The sequence below is a fragment of the Streptomyces sp. NPDC002463 genome, from assembly GCF_042889835.1.
Taxonomy (GTDB): domain Bacteria; phylum Actinomycetota; class Actinomycetes; order Streptomycetales; family Streptomycetaceae; genus Streptomyces; species Streptomyces nymphaeiformis.
Genome location: NZ_JBIARL010000033.1, coordinates 35711 through 60780, shown reverse-complemented (window position 1 = coordinate 60780; position 25070 = coordinate 35711). Strand labels below are relative to the sequence as shown.

Here is a 25070-nt window from a genome sequence, read left to right as displayed (position 1 = left end):
AGGGGGGACCCTGTGGGAGAGTAGGACGCCGCCGAACAATTTTTAGCCTCAACCCCTGGACACCGTCCGGGGGTTGAGGCATTTTTGCGTTCTGGCGCCGGCGGTGCCCCCTGTGCTCGGCTGCGTCGTGGCTGAGGGTAAGGTCAGGGGGCATCGTCCGTACGTTCCCAGCAGGAGGCCCCCGGGTGGAGGTCCAGGAGACTCGCGTTCAGACCGACCGGGTCCTCACCATCCCCAATATCCTGAGCATGGCTCGCCTCGTAGGCGTGCCGCTCTTCCTGTGGCTGATCCTCCGGCCCGTGTTCGGCGGTCCCAACAGCGACGGCTGGGCTCTGCTCGTGCTGATGCTCAGCGGCGTCAGTGACTATCTCGACGGGAAGCTCGCCCGGCGCTGGAACCAGATCAGCAGCCTCGGCCGGCTCCTCGACCCCGCCGCCGACCGGCTCTACATCGTTTCCACGCTCATCGGGCTGACCTGGCGCGAGATCCTGCCGCTCTGGCTGACCGCCGCCCTTTTCGCCCGTGAGTTGATGTTGCTCGTGATGGTGGGAATCCTCCGCCGGCACGGCTATCCGCCGCCGCAGGTGAACTTCCTCGGGAAAGCTGCGACTTTCAACCTGATGTACGCGTTCCCGTTGCTGCTTCTCAGTGACGGAACGGGCTGGCTCTCGTCACTCGCTGAAGTTTTCGGGTGGGCCTTCGCCGGATGGGGTACAACTCTGTATTGGTGGGCAGGGATCCTCTACGTGGTCCAGGTCCGTCGACTCGTGAAGGCGGATACCGCGGCCGATTGAGCCCGTCTGTCCTGTGTCGAGCAGCGTCGCCGGCAACAACGAGGACGTCCGAGGGCCCCTGAGCAGACAGGTGAAGTCGGCAGGACCGTCGTCTCTTCAAGGAGGACGCTTCCGACATGAAGGCCGTCGTGATGGCCGGTGGCGAAGGAACCCGCCTTCGCCCCATGACCTCGAGCATGCCCAAGCCTCTTCTGCCGGTGGTGAACCGGCCGATCATGGAGCACGTCCTACGACTGCTCAAGAGGCACGGTCTCAACGAGACCGTCGTCACCGTGCAGTTTCTCGCCTCTCTCGTCAGGAACTACTTCGGCGACGGAGAAGAGCTCGGCATGGAGCTCACGTATGCCAACGAGGAAAAGCCACTCGGTACAGCGGGAAGTGTGAAGAACGCCGAGGAAGCGTTGAAGGACGACGCTTTTCTCGTCATCTCGGGCGACGCGCTCACCGATTTCGACCTCAGTGATCTCATCGCCTTCCACAAGGAGAAGGGCGCCCTCGTCACGGTCTGTCTGACCCGGGTGCCCAATCCACTGGAATTCGGCATCACGATCGTCGACGAAGAGGGCAAGGTCGAGCGCTTCCTGGAGAAACCCACCTGGGGCCAGGTCTTCTCGGACACCGTCAACACGGGTATCTACGTGATGGAGCCCGAGGTCTTCGACTACGTCGAGGCGGATGTGCCGGTCGACTGGTCGGGTGATGTCTTCCCGCAGCTCATGAAGGAGGGCAAGCCGATCTACGGCTATGTCGCCGAGGGCTACTGGGAGGACGTCGGCACGCACGAGAGCTACGTGAAGGCCCAGGCGGACGTCCTGGAGGGCAAGGTCCAGGTCGACATCGACGGCTTCGAGATCTCGCCCGGGGTGTGGGTCGCGGAAGGTGCCGAGGTGCACCCCGACGCCGTGCTCCGCGGGCCGCTCTACATCGGTGACTACGCCAAGGTCGAGGCGGACGCCGAGATCCGGGAGCACACCGTCATCGGCTCGAACGTGGTCGTGAAGACCGGTGCCTTCCTGCACAAGGCGGTCGTCCACGACAACGTGTACATCGGGCAGCAGAGCAATCTGCGCGGCTGCGTGATCGGGAAGAACACCGACATCATGCGGGCCGCCCGGATCGAGGACGGCGCCGTCATCGGGGACGAGTGCCTCGTCGGCGAAGAATCGATCGTGCAGGGGAACGTGCGCGTCTACCCCTTCAAGACGATCGAGGCCGGCGCCTTCGTCAACACCTCCGTCATCTGGGAGTCCAGGGGCCAGGCCCATCTCTTCGGGGCGCGCGGCGTCTCCGGGATCCTGAACGTGGAGATCACCCCCGAGCTGGCCGTCCGGCTGGCGGGGGCGTACGCCACGACCCTGAAGAAGGGGGCGACCGTCACCACTGCGCGTGACCACTCCCGAGGCGCCCGTGCGCTGAAGCGGGCGGTGATCTCCGCGCTGCAGGCCAGCGCCATCGACGTACGGGACCTGGAGAACGTACCTTTGCCCGTGGCACGGCAGCAGACCGCGCGGGGAAGCGCCGGCGGGATCATGGTGCGGACCTCGCCCGGGGTGCCCGATTCCGTCGACATCATGTTCTTCGACGAACGCGGGGCGGACCTCTCGCAGGCCGGGCAGCGGAAGCTCGACCGGGTGTTCGCGCGCCAGGAGTACCGGCGGGCGTTCCCCGGGGAGATCGGCGACCTGTCGTTCCCGGCGAGTGTCTTCGACTCGTACACCGGGTCGCTGCTGCGGAACGTCGACACCACAGGGATCGCCGAGGCGGGGCTGAAGGTCGTCGTGGACGCCTCCAACGGCAGTGCCGGGCTCGTCCTGCCCAGTCTGCTCGGGCGGCTCCAGGTCGACTCGCTGACGATCAACCCCGGCCTCGACGAGTCCCGTCCCACCGAGTCGGCCGAGAGCCGGCGGGCCGGGCTCGTACGGCTCGGGGAGATCGTGGCCTCGGCGCGGGCCGCGTTCGGGGTGAGGTTCGACCCCGTCGGCGAGCGGCTCTCGCTCGTGGACGAGCGGGGGAGGATCATCGAGGACGACCGGGCGCTCCTGGTCATGCTCGACCTGGTGGCCGCCGAGCGGCGGTCCGGGCGGGTCGCGTTGCCGGTGACCACGACGCGGATCGCCGAGCAGGTCGCCGCGTACCACGGCACCCAGGTCGAGTGGACGACCACCTCGCCCGACGACCTCACGAGGGTCGGACGTGAGGAGTCGACGATCTTCGGCGGCGACGGGCGCGGCGGGTTCATCGTGCCCGAGTTCAGCAGCGTCTTCGACGGGGCCGCGGCCTTCGTGCGGCTGATCGGTCTCGTGGCGCGGACACAGCTCACGCTGAGCCAGATCGACGCCCGGATCCCGCGGGCGCACGTCCTGAAGAAGGACATCGCGACCCCGTGGGCCGTGAAGGGTCTGGTGATGCGCCGGGTGGTGGAGGCGGCGGGCAACCGTTCCGTGGACACCACCGACGGCGTCCGGGTCGTCGAGGCCGACGGGCGGTGGGTGATGGTGCTGCCCGACCCCGCCGAGGCCGTCACCCATCTGTGGGCGGAGGGGCCCGACGACGCCTCCGCGCAGGCCCTGCTCGACGAGTGGGCCGAGGTGGTCGACAGCGCAGGTCGCTGACGGTTCGGGCGGTTCGGCCGGGAGGTGTCCGAGGGGCGCCTCCCGGCCGTACATGGGGGCCATTCGGCGGTAGGCCGTGCGACGTGCGACGATGTGCGGCATGTCGCAGCAGCCCCCCGTTCGGAGCACCGGGTCACCGCCGCCGCGTCCGGACGCGTCGATGTCGCTGCTGAACAACGTGATCGACCACGCGCTCGACGACGGCTACGCCGAGGCGACGGCCCGGCGCGCTGCCGAGGGCGGCGGGATGCCCCGCAACCTGCGGGCGAAGCTGGGTGTCGCCGCGGGCCTCCTGCTCGCCGCCGTCGTGGTGACCGTGGGGGCGGCCGAGGCGCGGATCTCCGCGCCGGTCGTCGCCAAGGAGCGGCAGGACCTCATCGACCGCATCGACAAGGAGACGTCGACCGCCGACCAGCTGGAGGCGGACGTCGAGCGGATCCGGACCGAGGTCGGGGAGCGCCAGCGCCAGGCCCTCCAGAAGCACGGCGGGGACCAGGCCGAGCTCGTGGCGCTCCTCTCGGGCGCGACGCCCGTGCACGGCCCCGGTGTGAAGCTCGTCGTCGACGACGCCAAGGGCACCGACACCGGTGGCGGCGGGCCGAGGGAGAGCACCGGCTTCTCCGACACCGGCCGGGTCCGCGACCGGGACCTGCAGCGGGTGATCAACGGGCTGTGGGAGTCGGGCGCCGAGGCGGTCGCGATCAACGGGCAGCGGCTGACGTCGCTGTCCGCGATCCGCGCCGCCGGTGACGCGATACTCGTCGACAACAAGCCGCTGGTGCCGCCGTACACCGTTCTCGCCGTCGGGAACGGACAGCGGCTGAGCACCGCGTTCCAGGACAGTGCCGACGGGCAGTACCTGCACGCGCTGGTGGAGAACTTCGGGATCAGGAGCAGGATCTCGGCCGAGGGCGATGTGAGCCTGCCGGCCGCGCCGAGCCTGACCGTACGTACCGCAGAGCCGAGGGGGGCCGGGGCGGCGACGCCGTCCGGTCGGGCCACGGCCGACACAGGGAAGGGCACATCGTGATCGCCGTACTGGGCCTGATCGTCGGAGTCGTGGTCGGACTGTTGGTCCGCCCCGAGGTTCCGGCGGTGGTCGAGCCCTATCTTCCGATCGCCGTGGTCGCCGCCCTCGACGCGGTCTTCGGCGGCCTGCGGGCCATGCTCGACGGGATCTTCGTCGACAAGGTCTTCGTGGTCTCGTTCCTCTCCAACGTGGTCGTGGCCGCGCTGATCGTCTTCCTCGGCGACAAGCTGGGCGTCGGCGCGCAGCTGTCGACCGGTGTGGTCGTCGTGCTCGGCATCCGCATCTTCTCCAACGCGGCCGCCATCCGGCGTCACGTCTTCCGGGCGTGAGGCCGATGAGCGAGAACCCTCAGAACTCCGAGCGCCCCCAGAAGTTCGAGAAGCCGGGGCAGCCCGAGAAGCCGGGGCAGCCCGAGAAGCCCGAGGGCGAGACGTCCGCGACCCCCTCGGCGCCCGCGACTCCTTCGACGCCCGCGACCCCCAGGAACCCCGAGGCCGGGAAGCCCGAGCTGCGGGGCGAGGACGTCCGCGTGCCCGAAGCGCCCGGCGTGCCCGATGCGCCCGAGGTGCCGGTCACGGCCGGGGCGCCGGCCGCAGCCGCTTCGCCCGCCGCCGAGCCGAGCGGGCGGCGCAGGCTCGCCGCCGCGCTGTGGCCGCCGCGGGTGACCCGGGCCCAACTCGTCGTCGCCCTCCTGCTGTTCGTCCTCGGGCTCGGTCTGGCCATCCAGGTCTCCTCGACGAGCGAGAACAGCGCGCTGCGCGGGGCCCGTCAGGAGGACCTCGTGCGGATCCTCGACGAACTCGACGACCGCACCCAGCGCCTCGAGGACGAGAAGACGCGCCTGGAGAAGCAGCAGTCCGAGCTGGAGTCCAGCTCGGACCAGGCCGAGGAGGCGCGCAAGCAGACCCAGGAGAAGGAGCGGCAGCTCGGCATCCTGGCCGGCACCGTCGCCGCCGAGGGGCCCGGTATCACCCTCACCGTGGGCGATCCCACCGGAGCGGTGGAGTCGGACATGCTGCTCGACGCCATCCAGGAGCTGCGCGCGGCGGGTGCCGAGGCGATCCAGGTGAACGGTGTCCGGGTGGTGGCGGACAGTTATTTCACCGGTAGCGGTGATGACATGCGGATCGATGGAACGAAGGTGGCCGCTCCGTACGTCTTCAAGGTCATCGGCAAGCCGGAGGATCTCGAGCCCGCGCTCAACATCCCCGGCGGTGTCGTGCAGACCCTGGAGAAGGAGCAGGCCACGGCCACGGTGGAGCGGTCGACGAAGATCGTCGTCGACGCCTTGCGACCCGCGAAGCGGCCTGACTACGCTCAGTCGTCCTCCCAGTGAGAGGGAGACGAGGGGGGTCCCGCGACAAGCGCACGGCGTTGCGGGGGGTCGGCGCACCACAACGGTGGTGCGTGGTGGAAACTGTCCGGAGGATACGGACGTTGTGAAGGTGTCCGGGTCGGCAGGTATGAAGGATTTCGGTTCGTCCTGCCCCACGGGCGGGTCTGTTTCGGTCAAGGGGAATCGCCCGTGAGTTTTTTTGCGAAGTTGTTCGGCAAGAGCGGACGTGAGGACGGCGGCAACGCCAGGCACGCCGCGCCGCGCCACGCCCAGAGCGAGGAGCAGGGTGGCGAGCGCCCCCTCTTCCGCGACGAGGTCGACGGCCGGGGCGGTGACATTCCGGGCACACAGGGCGCGTCTTCTGTTGACCCCGCCGGTGCCGCCCGCATAGGTTTCGGGGAACCATCAACCTCAAGTACGGGTGGAGGGTTTACGTCCGACCCGTACGCGACACAGACCTCCGCGGGGCAGCCGCGGCAGGAGGATGCGTCCATGCCGGTGTGTATGAGGTGCGGTCACCGCAACACGGCCGACAGCCGCTTCTGCTCCCACTGCGGTACGCCGCTGCGGGGCGGGGTCGCTCCCGAGCGCGCGTCGGAGACGACGTCGACGATCTCCATCTCGGGTCTCGAGGCGTACGACGCGGAGGTCACCGGTCAGACGGCCCTCCCGTCGCTGTCTCCCGAGGCGCTCGCGGCCGTGGAGGCGCTGCCTCCGGGGTCCGCGCTCCTCGTGGTGCGCCGCGGGCCGAACTCGGGCAGCCGGTTCCTGCTCGACGGCGAGCTGACGACGGCCGGCCGGCACCCGCAGAGCGACATCTTCCTGGACGACTTCACCGTCTCCCGGCGTCATGTCGAGTTCCGCCGGGCGCAGGACGGCAGCTTCACCGTCGCCGACGTCGGCAGCCTCAACGGCACGTACGTCAACCGTGAGCCGATCGACTCGGTCGTCCTGTCCAACGGCGACGAGGTGCAGATCGGCAAGTACCGGCTGGTCTTCTACTCGAACCAGCGAGGCGTGTGACGCCTCGGGGAAGCCCCTTCAGGGAAGGTCCATGCTGCGAACACCGACGGGTGGTGCCGGAACCGGCACCGCCACCGCGGGCGAACGGCTGGTCAGCATCGGCACGGTGCTGAACCAGCTGCGCGACGAGTTTCCCGAAGTGACGATCTCCAAGATCCGGTTCCTGGAGGCCGAGGGGCTCGTCGAGCCCCGTCGGACGGCCTCCGGATACCGGAAGTTCAGCCCGGAGGACGTGGAGCGGCTCGCCCGCATCCTGCGGATGCAGCGCGACCACTACCTTCCGCTGAAGGTCATCCGCGAGCACCTCGACGCCCTCGCGCGGGGCGAGCAGATCAAGCTGCCGGCGCCCGGTCGTCGGCGGGACCTGCTCGAAGGGTCCTGGGAGCAGGACGAGGCGGAGCCGCCGACCGTCGCGCGGCTCGGGCGGGCCGAGCTGATCGCCGCCGCCGAGGTGACCGAGACCGAGCTCGCCGAGTGGGAGTCGTACGGTCTGATCGCCGAGGCGGAGGGCGGAGGCTATGAGGCCGAGGCCGTCACCGTCGCCAGACTTGTCGCGGATCTGGGGAGATTCGGTCTGGAACCCCGGCACCTGCGGGCCGTCAAGGCGGCCGCCGACCGGGAGGCCGGGCTGATCGAGCAGGTGGTCGCGCCGCTGCGCCGGCACCGTAACCCGCAGACCAGAGCCCATGCGGAGGCCACCGCGCAGGAGCTCGCCGCACAGTCGGTGCGGCTGCACGCGGCCCTGGTCCAGACCGCTCTGGGGATCCGGCTCCAGTGACCCGCTGAGGGGCCCGGGAGGGGCCCGACTATCCAAACCGGTCGGGCACGTCCTAGGGTTGCTGTGTGAACGAGCTCGACGTTGTGGGTGTCCGGGTGGAAATGCCCTCCAACCAGCCGATCGTGCTCCTGCGTGAAGTGGGAGGCGATCGGTACCTCCCCATCTGGATCGGACCGGGGGAGGCGACCGCGATCGCCTTCGCCCAGCAGGGGATGGCGCCGCCGCGGCCGCTGACGCACGACCTGTTCAAGGACGTGCTGGAGGCCGTGGGACAGGAGCTCACCGAGGTCCGCATCACGGATCTTCGTGACGGGGTCTTCTACGCCGAGCTGGTCTTCGCCAGCGGCGTCGAGGTGAGCGCGCGGCCGTCGGACGCGATAGCGCTGGCACTGCGGACCGGGACGCCGATCTTCGGCAGCGACGGTGTGCTGGACGACGCCGGTATCGCGATTCCGGACGAGCAGGAGGACGAGGTGGAGAAGTTCCGCGAGTTCCTCGACCAGATCTCACCGGAGGACTTCGGAAGCAGCAGCCAGTGAGGCGGAGCGGTGCGGCCGGAGGTCGTCCGCGGGGTGCCGTCAGAGCATTCGAGTAGCCTTTCCCCGGAGTGGGGCACGCAAAACCACTCTCAGGGTGATTATCACTCGGCGTGCCGAGTGTGGCGATCGTTGACGCACCCCGGGTGACTGCCTACCTTCGTGTGGGCAGGTCAAGGACGGAGGGTCGGCGTGATGAGCAGCGCGGACGGTACGGCAGGGAGCTCGCTCGGACGTGTGTCCGGGGAGAGCGTTCCGTATCCGCTTCACGGCAGTGTGGGCGACTTCGGGACGGACACCGGTGCCGGCGTCGCCGACACGGCGATCGGCTACCGAGGACCGACGGCCTGCGCGGCTGCCGGGATCACCTATCGCCAGCTGGACTACTGGGCACGCACCGGACTCGTGGAGCCGAGCGTGCGGCCCGCGTACGGGTCGGGGACACAGCGGCTCTACAGCTTCCGCGACGTCGTCGTACTGAAGATCGTCAAGCGCTTCCTCGACACCGGGGTGGCACTGCAGAACATCCGCGCCGCCGTGCAGCACCTGCGCGCCCGGGGCTTCCGGGACCTGGAGCGGATGACGCTCATGAGCGACGGGGCCACGGTCTACGAGTGCTCCTCGCCCGACGAGGTCGTCGACCTCCTCCAGGGCGGGCAGGGCGTCTTCGGCATCGCCGTCGGGGTCGTCTGGCGCGACGTCGAGGCCGCGCTGTCCCAGCTCCACGGGGAGCGGGTCGACACCGGCGAGACGCTGGTCGGGCACAACCCGGGCGACGAGCTGGCGCGGCGGCGGCGCGACAAGGCGGTCTGAGGCCCTCCGGCGGGGTTCGCCCCGGGGTTCCCAGGCGCCCCGGGCGTTCCGCGGGGGCATTGTCAGTGTCGTGAGGCAGCATCGGACGTGTGAGAGCCGCGCCCACGATCCTGCATCTCGACATGGATGCCTTCTTCGCCGCCGCCGAGCAGGCGTCGAAGCCCAGCCTGCGCGGAAAGCCCGTGGTCGTCGGCGGTCTCGGGCCGCGCGGCGTGGTCGCCACCGCCTCCTACGAGGCCCGTCGCTTCGGGGTGCACTCGGCCATGCCGATGGGCCAGGCGCGACGGCTCGCGCCGAACGCCGCCTATCTCGTGCCGCGCTTCGCCTTCTACCGCTCGATCAGCGACCAGGTCATGGAGCTGCTCCGGCGCCTCTCCCCGCTCGTGGAGCCGCTCAGCCTCGACGAGGCCTTCGTCGACCTCGAAGCGGGCGGTGTCGCCGACGACAGCGCGAGCGCCCGGGCCGTGGGGGAGCGGCTGCGTGTGGACATCCTCGCGACGACCGGGCTCACCGGGTCCGTGGGGCTCGCCGGGTCCAAGATGATCGCGAAGATCGCCTCCGAGGAGGCCAAGCCGGACGGGCTCGTCCTGATCGAGCCCGGGACCGAGCGGGAGCTGCTCGGGCCGCGGTCGGTACGGATCCTGCCCGGGGTCGGTCCTGCCACCGGGGAGCATCTGCGGCGCGCCGGGATGACCACCGTCTCCGATCTCGCGGAGGCGGGCGAGGACGAGCTCGTACGGCTCCTGGGGCGGGCGCACGGGGCCTCGCTGTACAGGATGGCCCAGGGGTACGACGACCGGCCCGTGGTGGCCGAGCGGGACGCCAAGTCCGTGTCCGTCGAGGACACCTTCGACGCCGACATCCACGACCGCGTACGGATCCGGATCGAGGTCGAACGGCTCGCGGAGCGGTGCGTGGGGCGGCTGAGGGCCTCGGGGCACTCGGGGCGGACCATCGTCCTGAAGGTGCGGCGGTACGACTTCTCGACGCTGACCCGGTCCGAGACGCTGCGGGGGCCCACGGACGATCCGGCGGTCGTACGGGAGGCGGCGGGGCGGCTCCTGGGGGCGGTGGACACGACGGGGGGCGTGCGGCTCCTCGGGGTGGGGGTGAGCGGGCTCGCGGACTACACGCAGGAGGACCTGTTCGCCCAGGCGGAGGCCTCGGAGCGGCCGGCGGAGGAGGTCGCGCCGGTGGAGGCCCAGGAGGCCGCTCCTGCCACCGCGACGGAGACCGCCGAGTGGGGCTGGGTCCCCGGGCGGGACGTGCGGCACGCGGTCCACGGGGCCGGGTGGGTGCAGGGGAGCGGGGTCGGGCGGGTCACGGTGCGGTTCGAGGAGCCGTGGTCCGGGCCGGGGCGGGTGCGGACCTTCTCCGTGGACGATCCGGACCTGGAGCCCTCCGAGCCGTTGCCGCTGGTCCGGGGGGACGCGGCGGTGTGACCCGCACCGGCCGTGCGGTGCGGGTCTTCCGGTGGCTGCTCGTCCGGGGCCCTCAGGCGCCGTCCTGGCCCGCCAGGCGGCCGAAGTCCCTGTCCGGGGTGTCCACGGGCGGGGGCGGGAGGGCGAGGCTGTAGTGACGGTAGAGCTGGAGTTCCTGTTCGGGCGAGAGGTGGCGGCCCACGCCGAAGTCGGGGGCGTCCTTGATGAGGGCCCTCTCGTACGGGATGTGGAGGCCGTCGTCGAGCAGGGTGCTCGGCTCCAGGGGGACGAAGGCGTCCCGGCTGAACAGGCCCGTGCGGACGGCGGCCCATTCGGGGATGCCGGTCGCGTCGTCCAGGTACACCTCGTCCACGGTTCCGATCTTGTGCCCGTTCCGGTCGAACGCCTTGCGGCCTATCAGGCTGCGCGGATCGATATCGGTCTGCACGGTCCCTCCAACTGGTCGCAACTGCTCTACACCCCTACGAAAGTGCACAACTGGGATGTCGGCCACTTGAGCGATGGAAGCCGCAATCGCGCTGGTAGGCTGGTTGTGGCTGTCGACCCTGTGCGGGAGAGTCCCCCGGAGAAAGCTTCCGGTGGGCGCCGAAGGAGCAAATCCTCCCCGGAATCTCTCAGGCCCCTGTACCGCGCGGACGAGGTCACTCTGGAAAGCAGAGCGGATGTCCGACGGCATTTCGCTCTCACCGACGGTGAAAGCCGGCGGGCCGCGAGGCGTGCCGGTGAAACTCTCAGGTTGAGATGACAGAGGGGGAGGCCGTCCGGGTACCCGCGCCGTGGTGCCCCTCGCAGGTCGTGACGACCAGGAGGCCTCCGTACATGACCGCCAACCGCACTCCGCTCTCCGAGCTCGAACAGGGCATCCCGTTCGAGCAGCGGCACATCGGGCCCGACGCCGAGGCCCGGGCCAAGATGCTCGCCCAGGTCGGTTACGGCTCGCTCGACGAGCTCACGGCCGCCGCGGTGCCGGACGTCATCAAGAACGCCGAGGCGCTGGGCCTGCCGGCCGCGCGCACCGAGGCCGAGGTCCTCGCCGAGCTGCGCACGCTCGCCGACCGCAACCAGGTCCTCGCCCCGATGATCGGCCTCGGCTACTACGGCACCTTCACCCCGCCGGTGATCCTCCGTAACGTCATGGAGAACCCCGCCTGGTACACGGCCTACACGCCGTACCAGCCGGAGATCTCCCAGGGCCGCCTGGAGGCCCTGCTGAACTTCCAGACCATGGTCGCCGACCTGACCGGTCTGCCCACCGCCGGCTCCTCCCTCCTCGACGAGGGCACCGCCGCCGCCGAGGCCATGGCGCTGTCCCGCCGCATCGGCAAGGTCAAGAACGGCGTCTACCTCATCGACGCCGACGCCCTGCCGCAGACCATCGCGGTCATCGAGACCCGCGCCGAGCCGACCGGTGTCGAGGTCGTCGTCGCCGACCTGAGCGAGGGCATCCCCGCCGAGGTCGCCGAGCGCGGTGTCTTCGGTGTGCTCCTCCAGTACCCGGGCGCCTCCGGTGCCGTCCGCGACATCAAGCCGCTGATCGACGCCGCGCACGAGCTCGGCGCGATCGTCACCGTCGCCGCCGACCTGCTCGCGCTCACCCTGCTCACCTCGCCGGGCGAGCTGGGCGCCGACATCGCCGTCGGCACCACGCAGCGCTTCGGCGTCCCCATGGGCTTCGGCGGCCCGCACGCCGGCTACATGGCCGTCCAGGACAAGCACGTCCGCTCGATGCCCGGCCGTCTGGTCGGCGTCTCCGTCGACGCCGACGGCAACAAGGCCTACCGCCTGACCCTGCAGACCCGCGAGCAGCACATCCGCCGCGAGAAGGCCACCAGCAACATCTGTACGGCCCAGGTGCTCCTCGCCGTCATGGCCGGCATGTACGCCGTCTACCACGGCCCGGACGGTCTGAAGCAGATCGCCGCGCGCACCCACCGCTACGCGGCCATCCTCGCCGCGGGTCTCACCGCCGGCGGCGTCGAGGTCGTGCACGGCTCGTACTTCGACACGCTCGCCGTCCGCGTGCCCGGCAAGGCCGACGAGGTCGTCGCCGCCGCCCGCGAGGCCGGCGTGAACCTCTACCGCGCCGACGCCGACCTGGTCTACGTCTCCTGCGACGAGACCACCACCCGCGCGCAGCTCGCCGCCGTCTGGGGCGCCTTCGGCGTCACCGCCGACGTGGCGGCCCTGGACGCCGCCACCGAGGACACCCTCCCCGTCGGTCTGCTGCGCTCCGACGCGTACCTGACCCACCCGGTCTTCCACGCGCACCGCTCCGAGACCTCGATGCTGCGCTATCTGCGCAAGCTCGCGGACCGCGACTACGCGCTCGACCGCGGCATGATCCCGCTCGGCTCCTGCACCATGAAGCTGAACGCGACCACCGAGATGGAGCCGGTGACCTGGCCCGAGTTCGGCCAGATCCACCCCTTCGCCCCGGTCGAGCAGGCCCAGGGCTACCTCACGCTCATCACCGAGCTGGAGGAGCGCCTCGCCGAGGTCACCGGCTACGACAAGGTGTCGATCCAGCCCAACGCCGGCTCGCAGGGCGAGCTCGCCGGCCTCCTGGCCGTGCGCGCCTACCACCGCGCCAACGGCGACGAGCAGCGCACCGTCTGCCTCATCCCGTCCTCCGCGCACGGCACCAACGCCGCCTCCGCGGTGATGGCCGGCATGAAGGTCGTCGTCGTCAAGACCGCCGACGACGGCGAGGTCGACGTCGAGGACCTGCGCGCCAAGATCGCCCAGTACCGCGACGAGCTCGCCGTGCTGATGATCACCTACCCGTCCACGCACGGTGTGTTCGAGGAGCACGTCGCCGACATCTGCGCCGAGGTCCACGAGGCCGGCGGTCAGGTGTACGTCGACGGCGCCAACCTCAACGCGCTGGTCGGTCTGGCCAAGCCGGGCAAGTTCGGCGGCGACGTCTCGCACCTGAACCTGCACAAGACCTTCTGCATCCCGCACGGCGGCGGCGGCCCCGGCGTCGGCCCGGTCGGCGTCCGCTCCCACCTCGCCCCGTACCTGCCGAACCACCCGCTCCAGCCCACCGCGGGCCCGGAGACCGGCGTCGGCCCGATCTCGGCCGCCCCGTGGGGCTCCGCCGGCATCCTGCCGATCTCCTGGTCGTACGTGCGCCTCATGGGCGGCGAGGGCCTCAAGCGCGCCACCCAGGTCGCCGTGCTCGCGGCGAACTACATCGCCAAGCGCCTGGAGCCGCACTACCCGGTGCTCTACACCGGTCCGAACGGGCTGGTCGCGCACGAGTGCATCGTCGACATCCGTCCGCTGGCCAAGGCCACCGGCGTCAGCGTCGACGACATCGCGAAGCGCCTCATCGACTACGGCTTCCACGCCCCGACGATGTCCTTCCCGGTCGCCGGCACGCTGATGATCGAGCCGACCGAGTCCGAGGACCTGGCCGAGCTCGACCGCTTCTGCGACACGATGATCGCGATCCGCGCCGAGATCGAGAAGGTCGCCTCGGGCCAGTGGCCCGCCGACGACAACCCGCTGCACAACGCCCCGCACACCGCGGCCGCGCTGGGCGGCGAGTGGATCCACCCGTACACCCGCGACGAGGCGGTCTTCCCGGCCGGTGTCTCGGCCGCCGACAAGTACTGGCCGCCGGTGCGCCGCATCGACGGCGCCTTCGGCGACCGGAACCTGGTCTGCTCCTGCCCGCCGCTGGACGAGTACGACAACTGAGCACGAGCCGAGGGCCGGTTCGGAGGATCTCCTCCGGGCCGGCCCTCGGCGTTTCCCTCGTACGGTGTCCTCCGGTGCCCTTTCAGGCGGCGGTCGTCACCTGTCCCGCGGTCAGCGGCCGGTGCGGGGCGATGATCTGCCCGTCCGGCAGCAGTTCACCGGTGTCCTCGAAGAGCAGGACGCCGTTGCACAGCAGGCTCCAGCCCTGCTCCGGGTGGTGTGCCACCAGTCGGGCCGCCTCACGGTCGGCGGAGTCGGCGGTGGGACAGGCAGGCTGATGCTGGCACATGGGTGGGTTCTTTCGCTGCGTCGTGGTGGATGTCCTGCGGCTCTGCGCGCTCATGGCCGCCCCCGTCGGTTCGGTTCGGTTCCGGTCTCAGTCTTGCCCCACGGACGGTCTTCCGCAGGTATTTCACGACAGCTCGTCCTTTCCTGGGAAGACGCATCACCCGCAGGGGCGGTTCAGGTCAACTGCACCGTCTCTTCGGGTGGTTCGGGGTGGCCCGAGCGGGCTAGTCCGTACGGGAGGGGCGTTCGGGCGGCGCGTTCGGGCGCACGGCCCGGACAGGAGTGCGCCCCGTGACCCGGCCGGGTCACGGGGCGGCGACGCGCGTGCGGTGGATCAGGCGGGCGCCGGCGAGCCCAGGAGGGGCGGCGGCGCCAGGCGTGTGGTGAGGACGGGCAGGAGATCGGCGACCTGGTACGGGCGGTGGGCCGCGATCCCCGGGGGCGCGGGGGCCAGGGGCACCATCAGATCGTCGGCGGCCGGGGCGTCGGCGTCGTCGTCCGTGTCCGGGCCGGCGTCCAGCCAGAGGGTCAGCATGTAGAGCTCGGGTACGGAGAGCAGCCTCGGCCGGTACGTGACGGGCAGGGCCTCGGCCTGGAGCAGGGCCCGTTCCGTGGCGGAGACGTACGGCCCCTCGAAGAAGTGGGAGAAGGCCCAGCCGTCCGGGGTGAGCATGGTGTCCGCGGCGGCGATCGCCCGGTCCCCGCTCCGGATCAGGAAGCGCCAGCCGGCGAGCCGGGTGCGGGGTGCGAGCCCCGGTGTCCCCGTGACGTCGAGGACGTGCACGGGCAGGGGGCGTTCGGGGCTCAGCGGTCCCTGTGCGGCCCGCAGCGCGGGAGTTCGCGGCTCGCGGACGGCGGTCGGTGAGCCGAGGGCCGCGAGGACACTGCGGAGGGCCGGCGCGGGGGCCGGGGAGGGTCGGAGCATGGTGGGTCGCCTCTCACTCAGGAGACACGGTGATGCGTGGGCAGGTACGACGGCGCTGTCGGCGGCGGGGCCAGAGAGGGGCCATGGGGCCATGGCCGGGCGCCAACACTCTGCCTCGTCCGCGGAGTTTATACGACACGTGTTCACACAGTGTTTCCGCTAGACCTCGCGGATATTCCTGACAAGGCGTCATCAGGCCTTAATGACGGGGAGTTGAAGCGGAATCGCGTGGACGATGCCGCTCCCACCTGCGTATTCCCCGCGAAGGTGGACGGCTGAATTCCGACCCGAGGTCCCCGGACAATATGACATTGGTATATGTCATGCGTTCCGTGTCCTCGGGACGTGCCGGTGGAGCGCTCGGTCCAGACTATCTTCCGACAGGCCGGATTCGCAGGCGTTGTCGATCAGCGGGGTGGGCATCATCGTCCGTGACGCGCGGCCGTCGTGGCGGCTGCCCACTCGGGGAGGGACGCTTCGATGGGGGAGAAGGTCGTGGCCGACGGGTTCGGCCCGTCCGACCGGCAGCAGTACCGGAGAAAGCTCCAGCAGTGTCTCGCGGGGCTCGCGCGACTCCTCGCGGAGAAGAGGTTCGACCGGCCGCGCAATCTCATGGGCGTGGAGATCGAACTCAATCTCGCCGGCGCCGACGGGCTGCCCCGGATGCTGAACGGCCCGGTTCTCGAAAAGATCGCCAGCACCGATTTCCAGACGGAACTCGGAATGTTCAACCTCGAAGTGAACATCGCGCCCCACCAGCTCGACGGGCGCGTATTCGACCGGCTCGCGGAAGAGATCGGAACCGGCATCGGATACGCCGACCGCAAGGCGGCCGAACTCGACGCGGGCGTCGTCATGATCGGCATACTGCCCACGCTCGCGCAGAGCGACCTGGTCCCCGAGAACCTCTCGGACAACGACCGCTACACCCTGCTCAACGACCAGATCCTCGCCGCCCGCGGCGAGGACTTCACCCTCGACATCCACGGCGTCGAACGCCTGCTGTGCACCACGGAGTCGATCGTTCCCGAGGCGGCCTGCACCTCGGTGCAGCTGCACCTCCAGGTGACGCCCGCCCGCTTCGCCGCCGTGTGGAACGCCGCCCAGGCCGTCTCCGGCGTCCAGATCGCGCTCGGCGCCAACGCCCCCTTCGTCTTCGGCCGCGAACTGTGGCGCGAGTCCCGGCCGCCGCTCTTCATGCAGGCCACCGACACCCGGCCGCCCGAGCTGCAGTCCCAAGGGGTACGGCCGCGCACCTGGTTCGGGGAGCGGTGGGTGGACTCCGTGTACGACCTCTTCGAGGAGAACGTCCGCTACTTCCCCGCCCTGCTGCCGCTCTGCGACGACGAGGACCCGCTGCTCGTCCTCGACGAGGGCGGGGTGCCGCGCCTCCAGGAACTGGTCCTGCACAACGGCACCGTCTACCGCTGGAACAGGCCGGTGTACGGCTGGGTCGACGGGGTCCCGCACCTGCGCGTCGAGAACCGGGTGCTGCCCGCCGGGCCGACCGTCACCGACGTGATCGCCAACGCGGCCTTCTACTACGGGCTCGTCCGCTCGCTCGCCGACGACCCCCGGCCGGTGTGGAAGCGGATGACCTTCCAGGACGCCGAGGCCAACTTCGACACCGCCTGCCGCCACGGCATAGAGGCGGAGCTGCGCTGGCCCCGCTCGGGACGCGCCGGCGGCATCGCGACCCTCCCGGCCGTACGCCTCGTCCTCGACGAGCTGCTGCCGCTCGCCGCGGCCGGGCTCGACGCCTGGCACATCGAGCCGGCGGACCGGGACTTCTACCTCGGCGTGATCGAGCAGCGCTGTCTGCGGCGGGTCAACGGCGCCTCCTGGCAGGCCGACACCTTCCACCGGGCCCTCGAATCGGGCCTCGACCGGGAGGCCGCCCTCGCGGCGACGACCCGGCGGTACCGGACGCTGATGCTCGCGGGCGAGCCGGTGCACACCTGGCCGGTCGGGATCGACTGACCCCGCCTCCCCGCCGTGCCCCGCGGGGCATGGGTGATCATGTCAAGGTGGTCCCGGCCGGCCGGGACCACCGGAACGGACTGATCCCGCGACGGGGAAGTGGAGACAGGTGTGGTGTCGGAGCAACGACTGAGGGACGCTTCCCTGCCCCCCGACGGCCTGCCGCGTCGCGTACTGCGCTCCGAGACGCTCATCGTGCTCGCGCTCTCGCTCGGCGCGAGCGCGGTGTCGGCGTTCATCAGCTTCGTCGGCTCGCTGACCAGGCCGGAGGCGCTGAGGGACCAGGCGGCGAGGCTCAACGGCTCGCACGCTCCCGGGCGTCCCTGGCTCGACCTGTCCTGGCAGCTCTTCGACATCGCCACGGCACTCGTGCCGGTCGTGCTCGTCGCCCACCTGCTGCTGCGGGAGGGCTCGGGGCTGCGGGCCATCGGCTTCGACCGGACCCGGCCGTGGTCCGACCTCGGGCGCGGGGCCCTCGTCGCCGCCGGGATCGGCAGCGCGGGCCTCGCCTTCTACCTGGCGGCGCAGGCGTCCGGGGCCAACCTGACCGTGGTGCCCGAGTCGCTGCCCGACGTGTGGTGGAAGTACCCGGTGCTCATCCTCTCGGCGGTGCAGAACGCCGTCCTGGAGGAGGTCATCGTCGTCGGCTATCTGCTGCGCAGACTGGGCCAGTTGGGATGGACCCCGATGGCCGCGCTCGTGGCGAGTTCGGTGCTGCGCGGCTCGTACCACCTCTACCAGGGGGTCGGCGGCTTCGTCGGCAACATGGTGATGGGCGTGGTCTTCGTGCTGCTGTACCGCAGGTGGGGGCGGGTCGGGCCGCTGGTCGTGGCGCACTCGCTGCTCGACATCGTGGCCTTCGTCGGGTACGGGCTGCTGGCCGGGAAGGTGGGCTGGCTGCCCACCGTGTGACGGGAGGCGGGGAGGGGGTACGCGGTGCGGGCCGTGCACCCCCTCTCGTACGTCAGGCCCGCAGGTCGCCCTCGACGACCGTGACGGCGTGGCCGTTCAGGAGGGTGCGGTCGCCGTTCAGACGGGTGCGGACGAGGCCCGTGCGGGCGCCGCCCTGGAAGCCGGTGAGCTCCTCGCGGCCGAACCTGGCCGACCAGTACGGGGCGAGCGCGGTGTGCGCGCTGCCCGTCACCGGGTCCTCGTCGATGCCGACGGCCGGGAAGAAGCCGCGCGAGACGAACTCGTACCCGCTGTCCGGACGTTTGGCGGCGGCCGTTGCGATGACCCCGCGCGAGGAGAGCACCTTCAGGGCGGCGAAGTCCGGCGTGAGGGAGCGGACGGTGGCCTCGTCGCGCAGCTCGACGACGAGGTCGCCGATGTGGTCGGACGTGTCGTGGACGGCGACGATCTCGGCGCCGAGCGCCTTCTCCAGGCCCTCGGGGACGGGGAGCGGGGTGAGGGAGGAGGTCGGGAAGTCCATCGTGATCGTGCCGTCGGCCTCGGCGGTGGTGATCAGGATGCCGCAGCGGGCCGCGAAGCGGACGGTGCCGCTCGCCGTGCCGGTGGTGTGCAGGACGTGCGCCGTGGCCAGGGTGGCGTGGCCGCACATGTCGACCTCGGTGGTCGGGGTGAACCAGCGCAGGGCCCAGTCCGCGTCGCCGCCGGCGGGCAGCGGGTGGGCGAAGGCCGTCTCGGAGAGGTTGACCTCCGCGGCCACCTTCTGGAGCCAGGCGTCGTCGGGGAAGGAGTCGAGGATCAGGACTCCGGCGGGGTTGCCGGAGAAGGGCCGGTCGGTGAAGGCGTCGACGATTCGGATGCGCATGGCACCGACCGTACCGGGGGCGGAAAAGGGCGGGCCAAGGCCAATCGGGGAGAACTGGACCGGTTCGTCTTCGGCTACGGACGGGGGTTCGGCACAGCGGGGGCAGGATCGTTCGTGACCCGGGTGGCGTCACAGCGGGGCAGGACCGTTGGTGAGCCCGGGGGCGTCACAGGGGTGTCAGGACCATGAGGATCTCGTCGCGGTCGTCGTCGGCGGCCAGGCGGAGGGCTCCGGGCCAGCGGCCGATCTCCCGCCAGCCGAGCCTGCCGTAGAACTCCTCGAGACCGACGCCGCCGCGTGCCGCGAGCCGCAGCTGCTCCAGGCCCATCTCCTCCCGGGCGATCTCTCGGGCGCGGCGCACGAGACCCGCGCCGATGCCCCGTCCGCGTACCCCGAGGCGGGTCTGGACGTGGTGCAGGGTGCCCCAGTGCGCGACCAGCGGGTGGGGGTCGCGGCGCAGGCACAGCCAGCCGGCGAGGGCGCCGTCGACCGCGGCCACGACGAGGCGGCTGCTCGCCGGGTCGAGTCCGGCGACGATGCGGTCGACGGCGGCGGCGACCTCCGCCGGGTCGACCGGCGGGAACGGGAACCCGGCCGCCCCGCCGGCGTCGCTCACCTCGGTCCAGCAGTCGACGAGGTCCGAAGCGAGCGCACCGGTCACTTGTTCGGGGGTGGTGAGCTGGATGTGGAGCGGGCGGTCGGCGAGGGGCATGGCACGAGTATCGCAAGCCCGCTCCGGGTGCTAGTTCGCCGCGTCGGGCTTCACGATGTCGGGGAGCTTCGCCTCGAACAGTTCGTCGAACTTCAGGGAGGGCAGGATGTGACCCTGGTCGGCGGCGTCATCGGCCACGCTCGCGGCCCACGCGGAGGTCGCGAAGCGCTGGTTGGGCGTGCCGTGGTGCCCGGGGCTGTCGAAGCCGCAGTCGCCGACCGTGTAGAAGGACTTCTCGGAGCCCAGCACCCGCTCGGCGTTGAGGGCCTCACCACGCGAGTGCGTGAGGAAGTACGTGCCGTACGCGTCCGCCATCAGCTCGACGCGGCGGCCGGCCTCCGGTGTGCCGACGCGGTCGCCGATCAGGTTGTCCGCGTACTGCACCTGGTGGCCGAACTCGTGGGCGAGGATGGCGCGCGGGGCGGTGTCGCCCAGGCCGACGGCCTTCATGGCCTCCAGGATTCCGTCGCCCATGACGATGCGGTCGGAGATGCCTGCCGGGTTCGGGTCGCCCTTCTCGGTGTAGGCGAACGCGTTGAGGGTGAAGAACGGGTTGTCGCCGCCTTGGAGGACGGGCTCGAGGTTGATCACGTAGATGAACAGCTTGGAGAGGGCCAGCGCCGCCTCGTGGTTCTCCTCCGGGATGCCGTACATCAGGCTCACGATGGGGGCCAGCCGCTCCGGGGAGGAGAAGACCTCGCCGCCGTGCATCGGCACGATCTGGATGTCGTCGGAGGGGATGTCCCAGAACCTCTTCAGGTCCTTGCCCTCGGCCGTCAGCTCGTTGGTGTACTCGCCGTTGACGCCGAAGGTGCTGTCCTTCGACTCGCTGCCGAAGTACAGCGCGTCGTAGGTGGGCATGTCGAACACGCCCAGGAAGTAGAGGAAGAAGAGGAGCTCGAAGTCGGCGCCCCGGAGCAGGGTCCCCTGGTAGTCCCTGAGCGCCGTGTTCTGGCACTGGTAGTCGCCCGGGTCGATGACGCTGTCGCGGATGTCGGCCCACTGGGTGTCGTGGATGCCGTACTTGGCGGCGGCGGCGTCGCGGCGCTGCTGCCAGTCGGCCGGCAGCTTGGCCACGATCTGGTCGACGAGGGCCTTCACCTCCGGGGAGAGGCGGGAGGTGTCGAACGCGGCGCCGGGGGCGAGGGCGGACGTGGCGGCGGACGCCGGGGCGTCGGCGGCCGTGGCCGGCAGGGCGGTGCCGAGGGTGCAGGTGGCCGCGGTCACCAGGGTGACAGCCCAGGCCAGGGTCTTCTTCACGGGGAAACTCCTAGGTGTGAGCCGACGCGTGGGAGTGTCACCGCAAGGCGAAGTGACGGTCGGCTGTGCCGTACGCAGAGTTTGCGAGGAACCCCGTGCTCCGATGAAGGGTTGACGTTCGTCCGAATCTGGCATGACGGAAAGGCGACAGGTCTCGCGCCCTCGAAGGCTGTGTCCTATGGCACTCATCCATCCCGATGCATGCATGTGACAATCGGTATGTGTATTCGCTCCGTGGTGCAGGCGTCGGCGCAACGGCCGAGAACGCCTACCTCGCCCTCGTCGAGCGCGGCCCGATGGCCGCGTCCGAACTGGCGAACAGCCTGCGCGTGACCCCGCAGGCCATGAGTGCCGCGGTCGACGAACTGGCCGCCCTCGGGCTGGTGGAACCGGAGGGGTCACTGCTGGTCGCCTGCCCCCCGCGCGCCGCGCTCGACGGCGTGGTGGAGAGCCGCAGCAGAGAGCTCAGCGCGCTACGTGCCGGCATCGAGGACCTGTCCCGCTTCTGGCGCGACAACCATGTCGGAGGAGCCGACTACATCGAGATCGCCCGGACGCAGGCGGCCCGCAGGGCACTCGTCCGGCGGATCTACGACGAGGCCACCGAGCGGGTCCGTGCCCTGACCATCGGCTACACCGGCCGATCGGCACAGCCCAACACCTTGGCTCCCGGCTTCCGGGAGGCGCTGTCACGTGGCGTCACGTGCTCGGTCGTCTACGGATCCCACGTCCTGCGTGACCGGTCTGCCCGGGAAGCGGTCCAGGCCTCCGTCGACCTCGGCGAGCGAGCGCGTGTCTTTCCCGACGTGCCCCTGAACATGGCCATCTGCGACGACCGTTTCGCCCTCGTGTGCCCCCCTGCGAGCGACTGGGACCGCCGCCACCACATCGTCGTGCAGCGGTCGGACCTCCTTGAGGCACTGACCGGCATCTTCGAGTCGTTCTGGCGGATCGGCGTCCCGCTGCCCGCCGCCGAGACGGCGGACGAACTCGGCACGACTCCCACCGCCGAGGTCCGGCAGCTCCTCACCTATCTCAGCGGCGGCTTCACCGACGAGTCGATCGCCCGCGAACTCGGCGTCAGCGAGCGGACGGTGGGCCGCCGCATCACCCGTCTCCAGGAGGTGCTCGGCGCCCGGACCCGATTCCAGCTCGGCGTCCAGGCGAGCCGCCGCGGCTGGCTCTGAGGTGCGCCGCCCCTGGCGGGGGGCTTGTCGATCACGCCGGGATGGCGGCACGACCCCCCTGGGCGATCTCGTAGGAGAGCTGGGCACCCAGCTCCTCGAAGCCCAGGGTGGCGGCGACCCGCCGGGAGGCCGCCGGGCGCGCGCGCCACTGCGGAAGGAGACCGGTGGCGAGGGCGTCGGCGACCGCCGTCGAGGCCGTCGCCCGTGCGAGGCCGCGGCCTCGCGCCTCCGGGGCCGTCAACACGCTGAGGTGGGCGGTCCGTCGGGGCCAGGCCTGGTATCCGGCGGCGGCCACCACCCGGCCCCGCTCGCGTACGACGAACGCGGGCGAGGTGATCTCGTCCAGGGAGGCCTCCGCCGAGTCGTCCTCGCCCGAGGCCTCCTCCAGGGCCCGCAGGTCCGGATGGCCGCCGGGGAGCCGCTCCACCGTCGCCGGGCCGGTGACCGGGCGGAAGCCCTCCGGGGAGGCGTACGACAGCGCCGCCGGTCCGAGCATCCCCGCCACGGGCAGTACGCCACGGACGGAGGCCGCATCCAGCAGGGCCTCCACCGGCAGGCCGCCCAGGGCGGTCCGTACCGCCGCGGCGGCCTCCTCGTCCGGCGCGGACACCAGTGCCGATCCGCCGAGCGCGACCACGCCGATCCAGCCGGGCGGGCACAGGCCCGAGTCCGGGGAGACGATCACGGTCACGCCGCCCGGGGGCGGGAACGACCCCGGTGCGTGGGCCAGTTGCTCCCAGAGTTCCCGGGCTGCGAGCAGGAGCGGATGCGTCGGCACGGCGGCCATCCTGTCAGTCGGTCTCCTCCGCGCGCGATTCCGTTCCGGGGGTCTCAGCCCCGCGACCGGAGATACGCCTCCAGCTCCGCCGCCCCGGTCAGCATCGCGCGTCCACGGGCCGACAGGCGGCGGTGCCAATCGGTGAGCGCGGCCTCCAGCGGCTCGAGGCCACCGGCCGACCTCACCTGGTCGATCAGCGGGGCGATCTGCTCCAACAGGTATCCTCCGCGCCGGAGTTGATGGGTCATCCGGGCGTCCCGTACGGCGGGTTCGTCGTAGAGCCGGTATCCCGTCCGGGGGTCGCGGCGCGGGTGGACGAGTCCGGCGTCCTCCCACTTGCGGAGCGTCGCGGGACGGATGCCGAGCTTCCGGGCGAGCGGTCCGATGAACGTGCCGCCGGGGTCGGACCGTACGACCGGCTCGGACGCCGTGGTGGGGTCGAGGTCGCGGAGGGCGCTCTCCACGGCCCGGAGGGTCCTCCGGTCGTCGAGGAGCTGGGCGTGGCTCTCGTCGATCAGGCGGAACGCCTCGTCGGCCGCGCCCTCGTTCACCGCCCGCATGATCGACGTCGCCGTCGGATGGCCGTGGCCGGGCAGCAGCGCCAGGAACGCGCGCAGGGCCCCGGCGTGGAGCGGGGTGTACGAGCGGTATCCGGAAGGGGTGCGGTCGGCGGCGGGGAGGATGCCGGCCTCCTCGTAGTTCCTGACCGCCTGCGTGGACAGACCGTGTCCACGGGCCAGATCGATCGGCCTCAGCCGCTCTCCGGTTTGAAGGTTTTTCCCCATGATATCGACGATATCGCGGGTGCTTCGCGGAAAAGTCTCCACCGAAAGTTCAGCGATAGCGTGGAAGGCATGGCGACTGACATCAAGGACACCATCCATGCCGTCGACGCTGCCGCCTTCATGAGGCTGCTCCCGGCCCGGCCCCGGCTGCTCGCCCTCGGCGAGCCCACCCACGGAGAGGACGCGCTCCTCGAACTCCGCAACGAGCTCTTCCGCCGACTCGTCGAGCAGGAGGGCTACCGGACGATCGCGCTGGAGACCGACTGCCTGAGGGGCCTGGTCGTGGACGACCACGTCACCTCGGGCGCCGGCACCCTCGACGAGGTCATGGAGCACGGCTTCAGCCATGACTGGGGCGGCTCCGCGGCCAACCGCGAGCTCGTCCGCTGGATGCGCGCGTACAACGAGGGCCGGCCCGCCTCCGAGCGGCTCCGCTTCGCCGGATTCGACGGCCCGCTGGAGATCACCGCCGCCGAGAGCCCCCGGCAGGCCCTCGCCGCGCTCCACGGATACCTCGCGGCCCGGGTGGACGCGGACCTGCTCCCCTGCACCGCGGACACGCTCGACGACCTGCTCGGCACCGACAGCCGCTGGACCGAGCCCGCCGCGATGATGGACCCGGCGCGGTCCGTGGGGCGGTCGGACGAGGCCGGCCGGCTGCGGCTGCTCGCCGACGAGCTGGTGGCGCTGCTCGACGAGCAGCGCCCGTACCTGATCACGTTGAGTTCGGCGGACGAATGGGAGCGGGCCCGCCTGTACGCGCGCACGGCGCTCGGTCTGCTGCGCTACCACCACTGGATGGCCGACACCTCACCCGCCCGCCTGGCCCGCCTCGTGGCCATCCGGGATCAGATGATGTCCCGGAACCTCCTCGCGCTCGCCGACCGGGGCCCGACGTTCGTCTACGCCCACAACTCCCACCTCCAGCGCGAGAAGAGCTCGATGCGGATGGGCGGACGGCCGCTGGAGTGGTGGAGCGCCGGTGCGCTGGTCGACGCCGAGCTCGGCGAGGAGTACGCCTTCGTGGCCATGGCACTCGGCACGATCCGGCACCAGGGGGTGGACGTACCGCCGCCGGACACCCTGGAAGGGCTCCTGTACGCGCTGCCGGAGGAGCGCTGCGTCGTCGACGTCCGCCGGCTGGTCGCCGCCCTCGGCGACAGCCGGCCCGCGCCGCGCGTGTCCCCCTGGTTCGGCTACGCCCCGCTCGATCCGGCCCACCTGGCGGCCGGCGACGGTCTCGTGTTCGTCAGGGACGTTCCGCGACGCTGATGCGCCTCCGCCCGTGGCTGTCCTGTGACAGTGAACCTTG

General features: G+C 70.9%; 23 protein-coding genes and 1 riboswitch. Of the genes, 15 read left to right on the top strand and 8 right to left on the bottom strand.

Going from position 1 to position 25070, the window contains the following annotated elements:
• Positions 1-185: 185 nt before the first annotated feature.
• The 10 genes from ACFYX3_RS39160 to ACFYX3_RS39115 all read left to right on the top strand — a co-directional run bounded on the left by ACFYX3_RS39160 (position 186) and on the right by ACFYX3_RS39115 (position 10364).
• Positions 186-794, top strand: coding sequence for a CDP-alcohol phosphatidyltransferase family protein (locus ACFYX3_RS39160; protein ID WP_041128159.1), 609 nt, complete (start codon positions 186-188; stop codon positions 792-794).
• Positions 795-910: 116 nt separating this feature from the next.
• Positions 911-3406: a mannose-1-phosphate guanyltransferase gene (locus ACFYX3_RS39155; RefSeq protein ID WP_359519135.1), complete on the top strand. Its 2496-nt coding sequence runs from the start codon at positions 911-913 to the stop codon at positions 3404-3406.
• 100 nt (positions 3407-3506) lie between these two features.
• The gene (locus tag ACFYX3_RS39150) at positions 3507-4436 is read left to right on the top strand and encodes a DUF881 domain-containing protein (protein ID WP_376594710.1); all 930 of its coding nucleotides are present in this window, start codon (positions 3507-3509) and stop codon (positions 4434-4436) included.
• The gene (locus ACFYX3_RS39145) at positions 4433-4765 is read left to right on the top strand and encodes a small basic family protein (RefSeq protein ID WP_015032176.1); all 333 of its coding nucleotides are present in this window, start codon (positions 4433-4435) and stop codon (positions 4763-4765) included. The genes ACFYX3_RS39150 and ACFYX3_RS39145 overlap by 4 nt, the downstream gene beginning before the upstream one ends.
• 5 nt (positions 4766-4770) lie before the next feature.
• Entirely contained in the window at positions 4771-5772 is a 1002-nt protein-coding gene (locus ACFYX3_RS39140) for a DUF881 domain-containing protein (RefSeq protein ID WP_389024502.1), read from the top strand.
• Positions 5773-5853: 81 nt separating this feature from the next.
• Positions 5854-6795 carry an FHA domain-containing protein gene (locus ACFYX3_RS39135; protein ID WP_389024512.1) on the top strand — a complete coding sequence of 314 codons (942 nt, stop codon included), beginning with the start codon at positions 5854-5856 and terminating at the stop codon, positions 6793-6795.
• Positions 6796-6826: 31 nt separating this feature from the next.
• Entirely contained in the window at positions 6827-7573 is a 747-nt protein-coding gene (locus tag ACFYX3_RS39130; RefSeq protein ID WP_389024500.1) for a MerR family transcriptional regulator, read from the top strand.
• Between the two features lie 65 nt (positions 7574-7638).
• Positions 7639-8112 carry a bifunctional nuclease family protein gene (locus ACFYX3_RS39125; protein WP_030686418.1) on the top strand — a complete coding sequence of 158 codons (474 nt, stop codon included), beginning with the start codon at positions 7639-7641 and terminating at the stop codon, positions 8110-8112.
• Between the two features lie 192 nt (positions 8113-8304).
• A complete protein-coding gene (locus ACFYX3_RS39120) occupies positions 8305-8922 on the top strand; it encodes a MerR family transcriptional regulator (protein WP_389024497.1) in 618 nt (205 codons plus the stop codon).
• Positions 8923-9011: 89 nt separating this feature from the next.
• The gene (locus ACFYX3_RS39115) at positions 9012-10364 is read left to right on the top strand and encodes a DNA polymerase IV (protein WP_382663505.1); all 1353 of its coding nucleotides are present in this window, start codon (positions 9012-9014) and stop codon (positions 10362-10364) included.
• A 52-nt stretch (positions 10365-10416) separates the two neighbouring features.
• On the opposite strand, the gene ACFYX3_RS39110 is transcribed toward ACFYX3_RS39115, so the two are convergent.
• Positions 10417-10791, bottom strand: coding sequence for a PRC-barrel domain-containing protein (locus ACFYX3_RS39110; RefSeq protein WP_376594715.1), 375 nt, complete (start codon positions 10789-10791; stop codon positions 10417-10419).
• Between the two features lie 113 nt (positions 10792-10904).
• Positions 10905-11004, top strand: a riboswitch (glycine riboswitch).
• Between the two features lie 179 nt (positions 11005-11183).
• Between ACFYX3_RS39110 and gcvP the strand changes: the two genes are divergently transcribed.
• Positions 11184-14069, top strand: coding sequence for an aminomethyl-transferring glycine dehydrogenase (gene gcvP / locus ACFYX3_RS39105; RefSeq protein WP_389024492.1), 2886 nt, complete (start codon positions 11184-11186; stop codon positions 14067-14069).
• Positions 14070-14151: 82 nt separating this feature from the next.
• On the opposite strand, the gene ACFYX3_RS39100 is transcribed toward gcvP, so the two are convergent.
• Both ACFYX3_RS39100 and ACFYX3_RS39095 read right to left on the bottom strand, forming a co-directional pair.
• Positions 14152-14358 (bottom strand): DUF5999 family protein, encoded by a 207-nt coding sequence (locus ACFYX3_RS39100; protein WP_116162112.1) that lies wholly within the window; start codon positions 14356-14358, stop codon positions 14152-14154.
• Positions 14359-14691: 333 nt separating this feature from the next.
• Positions 14692-15282: a hypothetical protein gene (locus ACFYX3_RS39095; protein WP_389024488.1), complete on the bottom strand. Its 591-nt coding sequence runs from the start codon at positions 15280-15282 to the stop codon at positions 14692-14694.
• 480 nt (positions 15283-15762) lie between these two features.
• Here ACFYX3_RS39095 and ACFYX3_RS39090 point away from each other — a divergent pair, with 480 nt between their 5' ends.
• Entirely contained in the window at positions 15763-17262 is a 1500-nt protein-coding gene (locus tag ACFYX3_RS39090) for a glutamate--cysteine ligase (RefSeq protein ID WP_352030057.1), read from the top strand.
• A gap of 129 nt (positions 17263-17391) precedes the next feature.
• Entirely contained in the window at positions 17392-18174 is a 783-nt protein-coding gene (locus ACFYX3_RS39085; protein WP_389024509.1) for a CPBP family intramembrane glutamic endopeptidase, read from the top strand.
• Between the two features lie 52 nt (positions 18175-18226).
• Here ACFYX3_RS39085 and ACFYX3_RS39080 read toward each other — a convergent pair whose 3' ends face one another.
• The 3 genes from ACFYX3_RS39080 to ACFYX3_RS39070 all read right to left on the bottom strand — a co-directional run bounded on the left by ACFYX3_RS39080 (position 18227) and on the right by ACFYX3_RS39070 (position 21008).
• The gene (locus ACFYX3_RS39080) at positions 18227-19036 is read right to left on the bottom strand and encodes a PhzF family phenazine biosynthesis protein (protein ID WP_389024484.1); all 810 of its coding nucleotides are present in this window, start codon (positions 19034-19036) and stop codon (positions 18227-18229) included.
• Positions 19037-19202: 166 nt separating this feature from the next.
• Positions 19203-19748 (bottom strand): GNAT family N-acetyltransferase, encoded by a 546-nt coding sequence (locus ACFYX3_RS39075; protein ID WP_389024482.1) that lies wholly within the window; start codon positions 19746-19748, stop codon positions 19203-19205.
• Positions 19749-19778: 30 nt separating this feature from the next.
• The gene (locus ACFYX3_RS39070; RefSeq protein WP_389024479.1) at positions 19779-21008 is read right to left on the bottom strand and encodes a hypothetical protein; all 1230 of its coding nucleotides are present in this window, start codon (positions 21006-21008) and stop codon (positions 19779-19781) included.
• Positions 21009-21229: 221 nt separating this feature from the next.
• Between ACFYX3_RS39070 and ACFYX3_RS39065 the strand changes: the two genes are divergently transcribed.
• A complete protein-coding gene (locus ACFYX3_RS39065) occupies positions 21230-22195 on the top strand; it encodes a MarR family transcriptional regulator (RefSeq protein ID WP_389024476.1) in 966 nt (321 codons plus the stop codon).
• Between the two features lie 31 nt (positions 22196-22226).
• Here the strand turns inward: ACFYX3_RS39065 and ACFYX3_RS39060 are convergent, their stop codons facing one another.
• Together ACFYX3_RS39060 and ACFYX3_RS39055 are read right to left on the bottom strand one after the other, a co-directional pair.
• Entirely contained in the window at positions 22227-22973 is a 747-nt protein-coding gene (locus tag ACFYX3_RS39060; protein ID WP_389024473.1) for a GNAT family N-acetyltransferase, read from the bottom strand.
• 53 nt (positions 22974-23026) lie between these two features.
• Positions 23027-23758, bottom strand: coding sequence for a TioE family transcriptional regulator (locus tag ACFYX3_RS39055; RefSeq protein WP_389024470.1), 732 nt, complete (start codon positions 23756-23758; stop codon positions 23027-23029).
• A gap of 69 nt (positions 23759-23827) precedes the next feature.
• Between ACFYX3_RS39055 and ACFYX3_RS39050 the strand changes: the two genes are divergently transcribed.
• Positions 23828-25030 (top strand): erythromycin esterase family protein, encoded by a 1203-nt coding sequence (locus ACFYX3_RS39050; RefSeq protein ID WP_389024467.1) that lies wholly within the window; start codon positions 23828-23830, stop codon positions 25028-25030.
• The last annotated feature ends 40 nt before the right edge of the window (positions 25031-25070 follow it).